Annotated in this window: 14 protein-coding genes; 11 read left to right on the forward strand and 3 right to left on the reverse strand. The window is 63.9% G+C overall.

Annotated elements, in window-relative coordinates:
- Window positions 1–97: 97 nt before the first annotated feature.
- The 7 genes from torT to QA640_RS27200 all read left to right on the forward strand — a co-directional run bounded on the left by torT (window position 98) and on the right by QA640_RS27200 (window position 8,576).
- Window positions 98–1,198 carry a TMAO reductase system periplasmic protein TorT gene (gene torT / locus QA640_RS27170; protein ID WP_283035965.1) on the forward strand — a complete coding sequence of 367 codons (1,101 nt, stop codon included), beginning with the start codon at window positions 98–100 and terminating at the stop codon, window positions 1,196–1,198.
- A gap of 70 nt (window positions 1,199–1,268) precedes the next feature.
- A complete protein-coding gene (locus tag QA640_RS27175; protein WP_283035966.1) occupies window positions 1,269–2,804 on the forward strand; it encodes a sugar ABC transporter ATP-binding protein in 1,536 nt (511 codons plus the stop codon).
- Window positions 2,801–3,817: an ABC transporter permease gene (locus QA640_RS27180; RefSeq protein WP_283035967.1), complete on the forward strand. Its 1,017-nt coding sequence runs from the start codon at window positions 2,801–2,803 to the stop codon at window positions 3,815–3,817. Before QA640_RS27175 ends, QA640_RS27180 begins: the two co-directional genes overlap by 4 nt.
- On the forward strand, window positions 3,810–4,823 hold the full coding sequence (locus QA640_RS27185; RefSeq protein ID WP_283035968.1) for an ABC transporter permease: 1,014 nt from the start codon (window positions 3,810–3,812) through the stop codon (window positions 4,821–4,823). The genes QA640_RS27180 and QA640_RS27185 overlap by 8 nt, the downstream gene beginning before the upstream one ends.
- Complete coding sequence (locus QA640_RS27190; protein ID WP_283035969.1) at window positions 4,820–5,713, forward strand: FAD binding domain-containing protein; 894 nt, start codon at window positions 4,820–4,822, stop codon at window positions 5,711–5,713. Before QA640_RS27185 ends, QA640_RS27190 begins: the two co-directional genes overlap by 4 nt.
- A 16-nt stretch (window positions 5,714–5,729) precedes the next feature.
- Window positions 5,730–6,188, forward strand: a complete 459-nt coding sequence (locus tag QA640_RS27195) for a (2Fe-2S)-binding protein (RefSeq protein WP_283035970.1) — start codon at window positions 5,730–5,732, stop codon at window positions 6,186–6,188.
- Window positions 6,189–6,203: 15 nt separating this feature from the next.
- Entirely contained in the window at window positions 6,204–8,576 is a 2,373-nt protein-coding gene (locus QA640_RS27200; protein ID WP_283035971.1) for a xanthine dehydrogenase family protein molybdopterin-binding subunit, read from the forward strand.
- Between the two features lie 430 nt (window positions 8,577–9,006).
- Here the strand turns inward: QA640_RS27200 and QA640_RS27205 are convergent, their stop codons facing one another.
- A complete protein-coding gene (locus tag QA640_RS27205) occupies window positions 9,007–9,966 on the reverse strand; it encodes a LysR family transcriptional regulator (protein ID WP_283035972.1) in 960 nt (319 codons plus the stop codon).
- Window positions 9,967–10,073: 107 nt separating this feature from the next.
- Here QA640_RS27205 and QA640_RS27210 point away from each other — a divergent pair, with 107 nt between their 5' ends.
- From QA640_RS27210 to QA640_RS27220, 3 genes are all read left to right on the forward strand, one after another.
- The gene (locus QA640_RS27210) at window positions 10,074–11,408 is read left to right on the forward strand and encodes an acyclic terpene utilization AtuA family protein (protein WP_283035973.1); all 1,335 of its coding nucleotides are present in this window, start codon (window positions 10,074–10,076) and stop codon (window positions 11,406–11,408) included.
- A complete protein-coding gene (locus QA640_RS27215; RefSeq protein WP_283035974.1) occupies window positions 11,405–11,713 on the forward strand; it encodes a hypothetical protein in 309 nt (102 codons plus the stop codon). Before QA640_RS27210 ends, QA640_RS27215 begins: the two co-directional genes overlap by 4 nt.
- A 332-nt stretch (window positions 11,714–12,045) precedes the next feature.
- Window positions 12,046–12,288 carry a hypothetical protein gene (locus QA640_RS27220; protein ID WP_283035975.1) on the forward strand — a complete coding sequence of 81 codons (243 nt, stop codon included), beginning with the start codon at window positions 12,046–12,048 and terminating at the stop codon, window positions 12,286–12,288.
- 466 nt (window positions 12,289–12,754) lie between these two features.
- Here the strand turns inward: QA640_RS27220 and QA640_RS27225 are convergent, their stop codons facing one another.
- Window positions 12,755–13,309: an Hsp20 family protein gene (locus QA640_RS27225; protein WP_349253642.1), complete on the reverse strand. Its 555-nt coding sequence runs from the start codon at window positions 13,307–13,309 to the stop codon at window positions 12,755–12,757.
- 105 nt (window positions 13,310–13,414) lie between these two features.
- Window positions 13,415–14,026 (reverse strand): cell envelope biogenesis protein TolA, encoded by a 612-nt coding sequence (locus QA640_RS27230; protein ID WP_283035977.1) that lies wholly within the window; start codon window positions 14,024–14,026, stop codon window positions 13,415–13,417.
- A 220-nt stretch (window positions 14,027–14,246) separates the two neighbouring features.
- On the opposite strand from QA640_RS27230, the gene QA640_RS27235 reads away from it, so the two are divergent.
- A complete protein-coding gene (locus QA640_RS27235; RefSeq protein WP_283035978.1) occupies window positions 14,247–14,495 on the forward strand; it encodes a response regulator in 249 nt (82 codons plus the stop codon).
- Window positions 14,496–14,505: the final 10 nt, after the last annotated feature.

Raw genomic sequence — 14,505 nt, forward strand, 5'->3', positions numbered from 1 at the left:
CCATCGGCAACCGCGCCGCCCACGGGCGACGTGGCGCGTAAAAGAGGATCCGAAGTCGTCGGTCCTTGCCTTTCATTCGAACCCTGAGGATTGCGTTATGACGAGCACGACATGCCTTTCTTCCAACCGGTTCCGGCCGATCCGCTGCGCACTCGGCCTGGCTGCTCTCGCACTTGCCGCCACGGCGATGACACCGGCCGCGGCCGACACGTCCTGGTTCCCGATGAAGGTTTACGACGCGTCATCGGGGACGCCCAAGGCTGCGGAGTACACGCCGCTGCCGAAGGCCGAGAAGCCCTACAAGCTTTGCGTCCTCTTTCCCCACATGAAGGACAGTTTTTGGGTCGCCGTCGCCTACGGCATCGTGAAGCAAGCGGAAGCGATGAACGTCAACATGAACCTCTATGAAGCTGGTGGTTACGAGAACCTGCCCAAGCAGCTCTCGCAATTCGATGACTGCATGGCGAGTGGTCCAGATGCCATCATCGTGGGAGCCATCTCGGGCGCCGGGCTGAGCAAGAAGTTCGAAGAGGCCAAGGCCAAGGGCGTTCCGGTCGTCGGCGTCACCAATCCGCTGCCCCCCAACGCCCTGCCCGCCGCCAACTATGTCGACTTCGTCGCCATGGGTGAGGTCACCGGCGAGGGCCTGCTGGCTCAGACCAAGCCCGGCGATAAGCTCAACATCGTGACGTTCCCCGGACCGGCCGGCTCGGGCTGGGCGGAATCGTTCAACGAAGGCTTCAAGAAGGCCATCGCGAAGAACTCAAACGCCAAGATTCTGTCCGAGAAATTCGGCGACTCCGGCGTCGCGGTGCAACTCCAGCTCATCCAGGACGCGCTGCAGGCCCATCCCAGCATGAACGTGATCTGGGGCACCGCGCCAACGGCCGAGGCCGCGATCGGCGCCGTCGCCGAGGCTGGTCGGAGCGACCTGAAGATCGTGTCGTCCTACGAAAACCAGGCCATGCTCGACGCGCTGAACCGCGGCGACATTCTCGCCTTCGCAACCCAATATCCTGTCGGCGAAGGCGCGATTGCGATCGACCAGGCGGTGCGTCTCATCGAGAAAAAGCCTGTGATGAGCCTTGTCCAACCGGCGGCCGCAGTGATCGACAAGACCACCGTGCCGAAGCTGCAGATGGACCTCGTGCTGGCGCCGGCAAGCTGGACCCCGGTCTACTCGGTCAAGGCCAAGTAAACCTGCGGATCACTGTTGAGGCAGGAGATGCGTCTCCCGCCTCTGGTCTCAACCGCCTGTGGAGCAGCAGATGGATGTCGACGTCGACCCGAGGCCGGAGCCTCTGCTTCAATTGCGAGGTATCTCGAAGCATTTCACGGGCGTACGCGCGCTCGACCGGGTCGATCTCGATGTCCGCGCCGGCGAGTTGCACGTCCTGTTCGGCGAGAACGGCGCCGGCAAATCGACCCTGATCAACGTGGTCTCGGGGACATTTCCGCCCGACGAGGGCACGTTCCATTTCGACGATGAGGAGATCAGCCATCTCACGCCGCAACGGGCGCGCGCGATCGGCATCAGCCCGGTGTTTCAGGAATTTTCGCTCGTTCCAAGCCTCACCGTGGAAGAGAACCTGTTTCTCGGCCGGGAGATCGCGAACAACGGCATCCTGCGTGCCCGCGAGATGCGCAGGCGCGCCCAAGCGCTCATCGACGAGCTCGGCTTTGACCTCGATCCCTCACGACGCGTCGATGACCTCTCCCGCGCCCATCAACAGATGGCCGAGATCGCCAAGGCGCTGCTCGGCAAGGTGCGCCTGTTGATCCTCGATGAGCCGACTGCTTCGCTCACCGAGCGCGAGACCGGACGGCTGTTCGAGCTTATCGCCCGGCTCAAGAGCCAGAATGTCGGGCTGATCTATGTGTCGCACCGCATGCGTGAGATCCGCGCGCTGGCCGACCGCGTGACCGTGCTCCGCGACGGCCGCCACATCCGCACGCTCGATGCCGCGACCTCGACTGACGGCGAATTGGTGGAGTTGATGACCGGTCGCAAGATCGATCTGCTGTTCCCGATCATCGCGCACAGGCCGGACAAGGTGATGGTCGACGTCGAAAACCTGACGCTTGTCGACGGCAGCGTTCGCGATGTGAACCTCTATGCCCGCGCCGGCGAGATCACCGGTATCGCCGGCCTTGTCGGCTGCGGCAAGTCGGAGCTGATCCGCGCCATCTATGGCATCGAGCCGGCGACGTCCGGCGTGATCCGAATCGACGGCGCGCCTTATGAGTTTCCAGCCCCGCGATGCAGCCTGAAGCGCGGCATCGCCTATTTCCCCGCCAACCGGATCGCCGAAGGGCTCGCGCTGTCCCGGCCGATCCGCGAGAACGCCTCGATGACGGTGCTCGACCTGCCTGCCTTCGCCCGATTCGGCGTGCTACGACAGGCCGCAGAGCGCGCAAGGATCGCCGGCGTCATGGCGCAGTTGCAGCTCAGGCCCCCGAATATCGAACGCCCTGCCGGCGCTCTGTCCGGCGGTAACCGCCAGAAGGTGATGCTGGGTCGCGCGCTGACGCGCGAGCTGACCGTGTTCCTGTTCGACGAGCCGAGCGTCGGCATCGACGTCGGCGCCAAGCTCGAAGTCTACGATTTCATGAAACGTCTGGTCGAGGCCGGCGCCGCCGTGATCGTGGTGTCGTCGGAATTGCCGGAGGTGCTGGCGTTGTCGAACCGGCTCTATGTGATGCATCACGGCCGCATCGCCGCCGAACTGACAGGCACCGAGAAAACCGAGCAGAACGTGCTTTCGAGCTTCTTCCGCGACCATCTCGTGACGGAGGTTGCATGAGCACGGCGCTGATCACTGCGGAGCCGCAGAGCTCGATCGGTCTTCGATCGATCGCCGGCCGGATCGGGCTTCTGCCGGCACTCTTGGTGCTGCTCGTGACCGGCATGGCAGCGGTCGATCCCCAGTTCTACGGCATCATCAACATCCTCAACATCCTGCGCAACGCCTCGCTGCTGGCCATCGTTGCCAGCGGCCAGGCGCTCGTGATCGTCGCAGGCGGTTTCGATCTGTCAGTTGGCGCCGTCGTCGCCCTCGCGAGCGTCGTGACCGCCAAGACAATGGCGACCACCGCTGCTGCGTTTCCCGGCAACACCGCCCTCATCATTGCAAGCGGCGTCGCAGCCGGTCTCGGCTGCGGGATTGTGGTCGGGCTCATCAACGGATTTTGCGTGGCAAAACTCAAGGTCTCCGGCTTCGTGGTGACGCTGGGCACGATGTCGGCGACCGCTGGTGTCGGCCTCATGATCACGAACGGCATCCCCGTTTACGGCATGCCCGACACCTTTGTGAAGGGCTTTGGGCGCGCGCAGGCGTTTGGCCTGCCGACCGCCGTCCATGTCGCGCTGATCGTGATCCTCGTGATGGTGTTCGCGCAGCGACGGACCCTGTTCGGCCGCTACGTCTATGCGATCGGCGGAAACGTCGACGCGGCCGTGGTGTCGGGCGTGTCGATCCAGCGCCACATCGTAGGCACTTACGTCGTCTCGAGCGCGCTTGCGGCGCTGGCCGGCATCCTCCTCACCGCGCAGGTCGGCTCCGGCCAGGCAAGTTTTGGCGGCGATCGAATGATGCTGCAATCGATTGCGGCGGCAGTCATCGGGGGGGTCAGCTTGCGTGGTGGCGTCGGCCGGGTCGAGATCGTCGCCATCAGCGCGCTGTTCCTGACCATCCTTGCCAATGCACTCAACCTTCTGCACGTCGACTCCCGGCTGCAGCCGGTCTTCCTCGGCGTGATCATGGTGGCGGCCGTGGCGCTGGACGAACTCGGTCGATGGAGGAGCGCCCGTGTCTGACCTCGAATTGTCTGTCATGGCCGGGGACACCGATCGCACCAAACCGCTGCTAGGCCGCTGGGTCTGGAATGCGGTGCTGCCGGCTGCACTGGTGGCCCTGTTGCTCGGCTTCGCCACGTTCGACCATGGCGTGCTCTCGCCAGCCAACCTGCTCAACGTTGCCCAGCAGACTAGCTACCTCGCTCTGTTCGCGATGGCCCAGACCGTGGTCATCCTGACGCGCGGCTTCGACCTCGCGCTGGGCCCGACGGTCTCGATGGTGAGCGTCGGTACAGCGCTCGCCATGGCCGGCGCCGCGGCGGCGGGTCACGACACCAGCGTGGTGCTGTTCGCTGGGCTCGGCGCTGGCATCGGCCTCGGCGTCGCCTGCGGTCTTTTCAATGGCGTGGTCATCGCGCTGCTCGGCGTCAATCCCTTCGTCGCGACACTCGGCAGCTACAACATCGCGATCGGGATTGCGACCACGCTCTCCTCCGGCCGGCCCGTACAAGGGGTGCCGAGTCTATTCTCGCAAATTTTCTATGGCGGCAGCATCTTCCGCGTGCCAGCGGCCATCGCAATCACCGTCGCCATCGGCATCGCGCTCCACCTGGTCCTCTCGCGCACAGTGTTCGGGCGATCGCTCTACATCATCGGCACCAATCCACGCGCGGCCGCGGTCGCCGGCCTGCCGGTAAAGAGCATCCTGGTTGCGACCTATGTGCTGTGCTCAGCCCTTGCCGCGCTCGGCGCCATCATGATGACGGCGCGCACCGGCTCCGGCGAGCCGAACCTCGGCGGTGCGCTATCGCTGCAGGCAATCGCGGGTGCCGTGGTCGGTGGCACGAGCCTCGCGGGCGGACGCGGCGGGGTCGGCACCGCCGTGCTCGGCGCGCTCTTCATCACGATCCTGTCCAACGGCATGAATCTCACCCGCGTCGACGGATACGTCCAGATGGTCGTGCTGGGCGCGATCGTCATCGTCGGCGTGCTGCTCGATCGCCTGCGACTGGAGCGTAGCCAATGACCCCCAGCTCTCTCACGCAGATCGCCCCGGCCGCGGCGCACGATGCGGCCTCGTCAATCCATGTCGCCACTTCGCTTGCGAGTGCGCTCGATGCGCTGAGCGAATACGGCGCGGCCGGCGCCCCCTTTGCCGGCGGCACGTGGATCATGCGATCGCCGATCCGGCACGAGCCGTTGAGGGCACACTATGTCGCGATAGGCAGGATCGCCGAACTCGGAGCGGTCCGGATTGGGGCCGATGTGGTCGAGATCGGTGCAGTGGTGACGCACGCGGCACTCGCGGGCGCTTTGGCCGATCTTCCCGAATTCAATGTCCTTGCGGCCGCCGCCGGTCGCTCTGCGAACCCGGCGATCCGCGCGATGGCGACGATCGGCGGCAATCTTGCAACGCCAGACTTCGCCTCGGCCGATTGCATACCGGCGTTGCTCTGCCTCGGTGCCGAGATCGAGGTCGCAGGCCGGGATGGTCGCGAACGGATGAAACTGGAACACTTTCTCCAGATTCGATCGACCTTGGCACCTGGCCGAGTCGTCACGCAAATCATCGTACCCCGCAGTGAGCGCAAGACGGCTCATGCCCGCCTGCCCTTGCGCAAAGCCGGCGATTATCCGGTCGCCATCGTCAGCCTCTCGGTCAGCATCGATGCGACGGGTCGGGTGCAGGCCGCACGGATTGCAGTAGGTTCTGTCGAACCGGTGGCGCGACGATGGGAGCGGCTCGAGGCCGCCCTGATTGGGCGTCCACTCGACGCCGAGGGAGCCGCGCGGACCGCGGCTGAACTGGCGGAAGACTTCGTCGGCCGCGACGGCGTTGACGCGCCAGCCTGGTATCGCGTCAGCGTGTTGCCGGGACTTGTTCGCCGCGCGGCGGCTGCCGCGCTTGGCGCCTAGAACATCGGGGATGCACATGGCTCTCAGCCTGACCGTCAACGGCGACCGACTCGCCTCCACAGCCGATCCTGCCACCCCTCTCGTCGATGTCCTACGTGAGGAACTTCATCTGACCGGCGCTAAGCCAGTCTGTCGCGAAGGCTTCTGCGGCGCCTGCATGGTGCTCATCGATGGCAAGCCCACCCCTTCCTGCCTGACGCCGGCCGCGCTCGCCGATGGGTGCGAGATCCGCACGGTCGAAGGCCTTGCGACACACGGCCAATTGAACCGCATCCAGGCCGCGCTCGAAGCCAGCGACGCCGTTCAGTGCGGCATGTGCTTTCCGGGCATGGTGGTCAGCCTGACGCATCTCCTGGCGATCAGACCCGACGCCACGCGCGAGGACATTCGTGCGGCCCTGACCGGAAACATCTGTCGCTGCACGGGCTACGAACGCATCATCGAGGCGACGCTGCTCGCATTGGCCACGAAGTAATCGAGAGACGCTGACATGTCCGATGTTTCCGCGACCATGGATCTCCGCCGGCGCGACGCTGCAGACAAGCTGCGCGGGCGCACCCGCTACACAGTCGATCGTTATCTGCCGGGCATGCTGCACGCCGCAGTGCTGCGCGCCAGCCTGCCATCGGGACGGATCGTCCGTCTCGATACCTCCAGAGCTGCCCGCATGCCAGGCGTGCGCGCGATCGTAACGGCAGCAGACGCACCCGGCATGATGGGGATCGGCATCGCGGACCATCCGCTCTTCGCTCGCGACGTCATCCGCTATGATGGCGAACCGCTCGCTGCGATCGCGGCCGTTACATTGGCGCAAGCACAAGCGGCGCTCGCAACGATCGACGTGGAGATCGAGTCCCGGCCGGCCGTACTGACCATGGCGGACGCACTCGTACCCGATGCCCCTCTGGTTCATCCCAACTGGCGCGACTACGAAGTCCTGCTTGAGGGCGGCGCGCGCGAAGGCAACGTCGCCTGGGAGGCCACTGTCGTCCGCGGTGATGTCGATGCCGCCTTTGCCCGGCCAGATGTCGAAATCGTCGAAAGCTCCTTCCGGGTCGGTCGGCAGAACCACGTCGCATTCGAACCGCGTGCGGTGGTCGCAAGCTACGAGGATGGGCGGTTCCACATCGAAACATCGACACAGGTGCCCTGGGGCATCCGCAACGCCACCGCGCGCCTTTTGGGCGTGCCGGCATCACAGGTCCGCGTTACGGTGCCACCTGTCGGCGGCGGCTTCGGGCTCAAGTTCGATCTCGCGATCGAACCGTTTGCCGCCCTCCTCGCCCGCGCCAGCGGCCTGCCGGTCCGCCTCGTCAATTCGCGCGAGGAGGAAATGCTCACCTGCCTGTTTCGCGAAAATGCCGATATCCGGATTCGATCGGCGGTAACGCGCGAGGGAGAGATTGTCGGCCGCGAAGCAGTCGTGCTGATGGATTGCGGCGCCTATGGCGGCGAGCAGATTTTCCTGACCACCATGACCGCGCACACGCTCGGCGGAAATTACAAACTCGGCAGTGTGCGTCTGGTCTCGCGCGCAGTCTACACCAACACCACGCCGAACGGTGCCTTTCGCTGCTGCAATGGCGTCTACAACACCTTTGCGCTGGAGCGGCATACCGACGAGATCGCAGCCAAGATCGGTATAGATCCGCTTGTCTTCCGCCGCCGCAACGTGCTCGGCGACAAGGATCTTGGCGCCACAGGCCAGGTGTTCGAAGCGGACGTGCTCCGACCGATGCTCGACCGGATGGACACGCTGCGTGATGCCGCTGCATCGCCACCCGCGCGCACCGACGGCTGGCTCTATGGACGCGCGACCACCGTCGGCACTTGGTTCGTCTTCGTCGGACCGTCCGCAGCGACCGTAAACATGAATGCCGATGGCACGGCCACCCTAGTAACCTCGGGCGTCGAGATCGGATCCGGCTCGATGATGCAGAGTCTGCCGCAGATCGTCGCGAGCACGCTCGGCATTCCGCCGGAGAGCGTTATCGTGCGCGCCGCCGACACGGATGCTGCCGGTTACGATGTCGGCGTAGGCGGCGGCCGCACCACCGTCTCGCTTGGTGCGGCGAGCCTCTCGGCGGCACAGGAAGTGCGCACGAAACTCCTGAAAGTTGCTTCAGAGATGATCGAGGCGGCCCCCGAGGATCTTGTCATGCGCCACGGGAGGATTGAGATCGCCGGCGCGCCGGGCTCGGGACGCACCGTCGCTGAGGTCGCGACTCGTGCCCAGGCAAAGGATGGCCCAGTCTCCGGGACCGGCGCTTTCACGGGCACAGGCGTGCCGGCGATGCCCGGATGCGTCGCCGGCCATTTCATCGATGCGATCGACATCCCCGTCTTCGCCGTCCACGATTGCGAGGTCGCCGTCGATCCGGAGACCGGGCATGTCGAGGTGCTGAAATATCGTGTGGTTCAGGACGTCGGCCGCGCACTGAACCCGCGCGCGATCCACGGCCAGATCCAGGGCGGTGTCGTGCAAGGGCTGGGCTATGCCTTGCATGAAGAAGTAACCATCGGCAGCAACGGTCGCGTCTGCCAAAGCGGCTTCGAAACCTATCGCGTGCCGCTGGCGCTCGATGTCGTGCCGGTCGAGATCAATCTTTACGAGGGCGCGCCTTCGGTGGGACCGCTCGGCACCAAAGGTGCCGGCGAGGTGCCAATTCTGAATGTCGGAGCGGCCGTCGCATGCGCGGTCGCAAACGCCACAGGAAAGCGCATCCAAGAGCTGCCACTGACGCCGCCGCGCGTCCTCGAACTTCTGCTCGATCGGAAACGCGACCTGACTCTTCCCCACATTGCCGAGACATGGTCGAACAACCTAGTTCGCCCTCACAAAACGCCGCAGGGCAATGCATAGGGACGTGCATGTCCGAGCTGTGGCCCTCGGCTCGCTTGGCGCGCGGTGGATGTCCGCCTTGCACCGAGCGCGCAGACACTATTCGATCGCCGTTGGATCCCCTGCGTTGCGCTGGTTCGAGCTTGCTTCAAGCATCGCTTCGAAGATTATGATCGGCAACCAAAATACAAGCATGGCCATTTCCTCCGTAGCATGACAACAATCGGTTCTCAGGGCTCGTTCCCACAATAAACAGCCGCGTGCGTGGAACGCTTTCGCTTCTTATGAAACTACCTCGTCGCTCTTCGCCGCCTTTAGCCTGCTTTTCGAAGTTAAGAAGTCCCAGCGACCGCCGATCGGCCACAATCGCTATCGATCGTCCGCATCGGCTAGAACAGCGTTACCCAGTCGAACTTAGGAGATGTCACGTCGATATTCATGCCGACTTTGCCTAACGGGCCTGTCGTCCCTTTCCGCGAGCACTGCGATGACCACCTCGGCCCGTCTTGGTTTCTCGGCTATCGAGGTATTCCACCAACGCAACCATGAAGTTTTCTGCTGCCGGCGGAAGGGTACGACGGCGCTTTCGGACGACGGCGATGGAGCGCACAAAGCGCGGGTCGTCGATAACTCGGGCAACCAGGTCCGGCTCGGCTCGAATCTCATGAGCCGACGCGGGCAATATTGTAATGCCCAGGCCTGCGCGCACCATGCCGACCGCCGTCATCATGTAGGTGACTTCGCATGCGGCCTCGACACGATGGCCTGCGGCAGCGAGCGCGGCGTCGACGGTTGCGCGAACACTGGTGGCGGGGTCCATCAGAATCAGCGGAAAGGCCGCCAGTTCTTCAACTCCGATGCGCTTCTTTCGCGACAAAGGATGACCCGCGGGAAGGATGACATTGAGGCGGTCTTCGGTACGGTGAATGACATCGAGATCGGCATGAATTGGCTCTCCGCCCACCACACCCAGGTCCACGTCCTCTGAGACTACGAGATCCATCACGCGACTCGCAATCGCGTCCTTGATGGTCAGTGCTACCCGCGGAAAGCGGGCCCGGAAGCGCACGATGACATCTGGCAGTATTCCCGCCGCAAACGACGGCAGTGCTCCGAGCCGAACCGAGCCAACACCGTGACGTGCGATATCGCGCACGCCCGTTACCGTCTCGTCGAACTCACGCAGGAGCCGCTCGAAAACCGGCACAAGCTCACGCCCCAACCTGGTCAATTCGACGGAACGGCTGTTGCGGTCGAACAGCTTGATACCGAGCTGTTGCTCCAGGGAGCGAATCTGAACGGTAAGTGCCGGCTGCGACAGGTTTGTCTCTGCCGCGGCGCGAGTGAAGCTGAGCGTCCGAGCGACGGCGAGGTAAGCCCTGATCTGACGAAGCGAGAGATCCATAATCATAGTCTATCACTGCGATCCGATAAATTCATTATACTAATTGATCGATCGGGTGTTTATTGAGCCGTCAGCCGGACCATCGAAGTCCGGGCGAGGAGACGAAGCAGGGCATGCGCAGCATCAGGCTCGGAGCCGGAGCCGGCTATTCCGGTGATCGCATTGAACCGGCGGTGGACCTCGCCGCATCCGGCGATCTCGACTATCTCGTCTTCGAATGCCTCGCCGAGCGCACCATTGCGCTGGCGCAGGGAGCACGTCAGGCCGATCCGAATGCGGGTTACGATCCACTCCTCGACGAGCGCATGCGCGCGGTGCTGCCCGTCGCGTCGCGCAACGGCACGCGGATTATCTCCAACATGGGCGCTGCCAATCCGCTCGCCGCCGCGCGCCGCATCGGCGGCATCGCCCAGGAGCTCGGCGTCGCGTTGAAGGTGGCCGCTGTGACTGGTGACGACGTACTGGATGTGGTCACCTCCGGCAACTGGCCCATCGAGGAGACCGGCGGACATATCTTGGATCTTGGCAATCGAATCCTCTCCGCCAATGCCTATCTCGGTGCGGCTCCCATTGTTGAGGCATTGAGCGCGGGAGCCGACATCGTCCTGACCGGCCGCGTTGCTGACCCGGCGCTCTTCCTCGCGCCAATGATCCACGAGTTCGGCTGGGCCATTGACGCATGGGATCGCCTCGGCCAGGGAACACTTGTCGGCCATCTCATGGAATGCGCCGGCCAGGTGACGGGCGGTTATTTCGCCGATCCTGGCAAGAAGGACGTGTCGAACCTTGCCCGTCTCGGCTTCCCGATCGCCGAAGTCCGTGACGATGGCGAAGCCGTAATTACCAAGCTGCCCGGCACCGGCGGCGCCGTCACCGCTGCCACCTGCAAGGAGCAGCTCCTGTACGAGATCCACGACCCCGCCGCTTATTTCCAGCCCGACTTGATCGCCGATTTTAGCGAGGCATCTGTCGAGGAGATCGCGCCCGACAGGGTGCGGATCGCCGGTGGACGCGGCCGGCAGCACAACGGGGCCTTGAAGGTTTCGGTCGGCTATCTTGACGGCTGGATCGGCGAAGGTGAGATCTCCTACGCTGGACCAGGTGCCGTCGCGCGCGGACGCTTAGCGCTCGAGATCGTGCGCGAGCGACTGGCTATTACCGGCGTCGCGTTGAGCGACATCCGTGCCGACCTGATTGGGCTCAATTCCCTCTACCCCGGCGCATCGCACGCCGACCCACCGGAGGTGAGGCTCCGGATCGCCGGGCGTACCAACAGCCAAGCGGAGGCGATGCGCATCGGCAATGAAGTGGAGACCCTCTACACCAACGGCCCGGCTGGTGGCGGCGGCGCATCGAAGTCGACCCGCCGTTCGATCGGCGTGGTGTCGGTCCTGATCCCACGTGAGCGGGCGCAGCCGCACGTCGAGATCCTGGAGGTGGTACCATGAAGCTACGCGACGTCGCCCATTCAAGAACGGGCGACAAGGGCAACACCTCGAACATTTCGGTGATTGCTTACCGCCCCGAAGATTTTCCGCTCATTCGTGAGCTCGTCACCGTCGAGCGGGTGCGGACGCAATTGGCAGGCCTCAACCCGAGCCAGGTGACTCGATATGAACTGCCGAAACTCGGAGCGCTGAATTTCGTCATCGCGGGCGCGCTCGGCGGTGGCGTGACCAGATCCCTTGCGCTTGACGCACATGGAAAGGCCCTGAGCTCCATTCTTCTTGACATGGATTTGGAGCGCTCGTGACGAGGCGCAGTGCCGAACGGAAGTGAATCATACGATGCCGGCGAACACCGGCGGCACAATCGATCAGGAGAAACACCCATGAACTGCATGTCCAGATGCGCAGCTACCTTGCTCGTATCAGCGGACGCGATCACCGCCGTTTACAGCGGCTTGGCCCAGGCGGCAGATCTGCCCATTGTCGTGCCGCAACTGTCGTCTGCCCTCGAGACACGTCTCAACCAGATCGGATGCTTTGACGACCGAAAACGATCGCGTTGGCGCGCATCTAGTGGCAGGAACCTTGGGGAGCCCGGGCAGTTGATCAGCAGTCCCCGACAAGCGGAGTTTTTCCCATGCGCGAGAAGCGCAGGCTGGTAGCGCCAGCGGCGTCCGCCCGCACCACCAAGGCATCGATTGAACCCCTGAGAACCGGTTATGCCTTAATCGTCGACGGTCATGTCAAGGCGACCTTCGCGGCGAAAGCGAGCGCCCTGGAAGCTGGCACACAGCTGAAGCACCGATACCCTCGGCTTCAGGTCAAGATCTACGACGCCGAAAACAAGCTCAGCGAGGTTGTTGAGATCGCCCTCGCTTGACGCGCCGAGCCGACTCGGGCGACTCGTCATCGACCTGCAGACATGCTTGATGCAGGGCGACGGCACCCACCCGGCGGCAAGCCGATGCAGCTCCGTTCGGTCCAGCAATGGTCAAAGACGGGATGGCCGGCCGAACGAACTAGCCCTTGCCGTTGCGGTTGGTGAACCGGGCGTTGCCGAGGCCTGTCCCGAAGCCGGACGGGCTGTCCGTCCGCGTCTCACCGCCCTTGAGCACGTTGCACAGCTAAGAATGGCGGGTGTTCGGTGGTGCTACGCCGACTTTCGGAGCGGCTTCGCGAAACACGACTACTATGCCGGCTTCTAACCGATGCCGGCGACTTAGGTCGCGGAAACGTTGTCATTCGCGGTCGTCGGCCGCATGGTCGCCTCCAATTTTAGACGAGTTCAGTCACGCCGCCGCGCCGGAACGGGCACGGTGGCCAAGCGATCACAGATTGCGCAGCGTTCAGGCCACCTTGGCTTCGATCTGGTTCACCGCCGATGGGCTCGCGCCGCTGATGGCGATGCGCCGCGGCTTCATGGCCTCCGGGATGTCGCGCATTAGCTCGACGATCAGCAGGCCGTTCTCGTAGCGGGCGCCCTTGACCTCAACGTGATCGGCGAGCGTGAACTGCCGCTTGAACGACCGGGCGGACATTCCGTGATGCAGGAAGTGCCTGTCGTCCTTCTCGGCCCTGCGGCCTTCCAGCGTCAGCACGTTCTGTTCCACGGTCAACGTCAGGTGGTCAGGGGCAAAGCCCGCCGGAGCCACCGAAATCTGGAAGCTGTTCTCGCCGGTCCGTTCGATGTTGTAGGGGGATAAGTCTCTTCGCTGGCCCGCTGGACCTCGTCGAGAACATCGAAAAAGACGGTCGAAGCCGATGGTCGACCTCCAAAGGGGAGTCCAATCATACCTCATAGCCAAATCCCCCAAAGAGCAAGATGGGTACGAGCCGGCACTGGACACCTGACCGGCGCCCGTCTCAGTTTTCGGAGCCCGATAGGCACTCCGGTCGCACATGGCGACGCCAAAAAAAATCTAGAAGGCCGCCGGAAGTTTCAAGAGGTAGCAAATTTTTTTCGGCCATTCCAATGTCTCGAAATCGTAAGAGGCGGCCCGCAACAGCTAGTCCCGCGCCCGTCGCAGGGCAGCCTCAAGCTTTTCCTTCTGCTTCTCCCAGCGCGCATCCTCGACCTGCGACCGTCGCTCCAGCTCGTCGCGCTCGGCCTCGATGGCCGCCGCTCTCTTGTCGTGCTCCCGCCTAGCTTCATCGAGCGCCTCTTGGGCCTTGGCCACTGCGCGGCGCTGGCGCTGGCGCTCCTTCTCCCTGACTGCCTCTTCCCTCTCGCGCTCGGCTTCCCGCCGGCGCTCCTCCTTCTCGAACGACAACGCGGCCGCGCGGGCGGCCTTGTCCTCCGGTGGACGCGGCTGCCGCTTCTTCGGCTTTGCACTGGCCTTTCTTGATCTGCGCGTCGGCTCCTCATCGACCAGGTGAGTGGGTAGATCGGCATGCTCCCGGAAGGGGCCTTGCGAGCCGACGGGGCGTCTGAGAACGACGCCGGGCTTGGCCATGGTCGCGGCGACCACGTCCGGATCGTCGCTCTCCTTCGCCACGCCTTGGTGGAAGAGATTGCTGTCCGCGCCCCACGCCGAGAGCGCTGCCTTCATTGAGGGAGCCGCTATCGCCAGATCGTAGAAGCCGAGAGAAGTTTCGAAGGTCTTGAGCTTCCTTGCCATACAGTCCCGCCTGATCGAACCGCCACGTCCCCTCGGTGGCCACCTCCGGAACAGCCAAAGGTTTCGGCCGTTCAAAGATTCGTACCAGATTTCATGGCACAGAGGAGCTGACGGTGCGAATACTCGTCGTCGAAGACGATCCGCTCATCCGCGAGTTCGTCGTCGAGGCGTTGCGCGAAGAAGGGCATGAAGTGATCCACTCCGCCGACGGGAACAGGCGTTGGAATGGTGCCTGCGGCGAGCCGCGGACGTACTCATCACCGACGTCAAGCTACCCGGACAAGTCGACGGATGGCAGATCGCCGAGCGGTGCCGCGAACACGATCCGGAGCTGCGGGTCATCTACGCGACAGGATTTTCGCCTAGCGCGCCTCGACCGGTAAGCGGCAGTTTGTTGCTGCAGAAGCCCTACGACCCCGAGCAGATTGTGCGGGCCGTCAGGCAAGTGACTGGAAGTCCCTCACCCTGAGAGCTTGCCA

Source organism: Bradyrhizobium sp. CB82, from assembly GCF_029714405.1.
In the GTDB taxonomy this organism is placed as follows: Bacteria; Pseudomonadota; Alphaproteobacteria; order Rhizobiales; family Xanthobacteraceae; genus Bradyrhizobium.

Bases quoted from the DNA above. Each gene is read 5' to 3' on its own strand.
- torT (WP_283035965.1), top strand. From the start codon at position 98: ATGACGAGCACGACATGCCTTTCTTCCAACCGGTTCCGGCCGATCCGC.
- QA640_RS27175 (WP_283035966.1), top strand. From the start codon at position 1,269: ATGGATGTCGACGTCGACCCGAGGCCGGAGCCTCTGCTTCAATTGCGA.
- QA640_RS27180 (WP_283035967.1), top strand. From the start codon at position 2,801: ATGAGCACGGCGCTGATCACTGCGGAGCCGCAGAGCTCGATCGGTCTT.
- QA640_RS27190 (WP_283035969.1), top strand. From the start codon at position 4,820: ATGACCCCCAGCTCTCTCACGCAGATCGCCCCGGCCGCGGCGCACGAT.
- QA640_RS27195 (WP_283035970.1), top strand. From the start codon at position 5,730: ATGGCTCTCAGCCTGACCGTCAACGGCGACCGACTCGCCTCCACAGCC.
- QA640_RS27200 (WP_283035971.1), top strand. From the start codon at position 6,204: ATGTCCGATGTTTCCGCGACCATGGATCTCCGCCGGCGCGACGCTGCA.
- QA640_RS27205 (WP_283035972.1), bottom strand. From the start codon at position 9,966: ATGATTATGGATCTCTCGCTTCGTCAGATCAGGGCTTACCTCGCCGTC.
- QA640_RS27210 (WP_283035973.1), top strand. From the start codon at position 10,074: ATGCGCAGCATCAGGCTCGGAGCCGGAGCCGGCTATTCCGGTGATCGC.
- QA640_RS27215 (WP_283035974.1), top strand. From the start codon at position 11,405: ATGAAGCTACGCGACGTCGCCCATTCAAGAACGGGCGACAAGGGCAAC.
- QA640_RS27220 (WP_283035975.1), top strand. From the start codon at position 12,046: ATGCGCGAGAAGCGCAGGCTGGTAGCGCCAGCGGCGTCCGCCCGCACC.
- QA640_RS27225 (WP_349253642.1), bottom strand. From the start codon at position 13,309: ATGTGCGACCGGAGTGCCTATCGGGCTCCGAAAACTGAGACGGGCGCC.
- QA640_RS27230 (WP_283035977.1), bottom strand. From the start codon at position 14,026: ATGGCAAGGAAGCTCAAGACCTTCGAAACTTCTCTCGGCTTCTACGAT.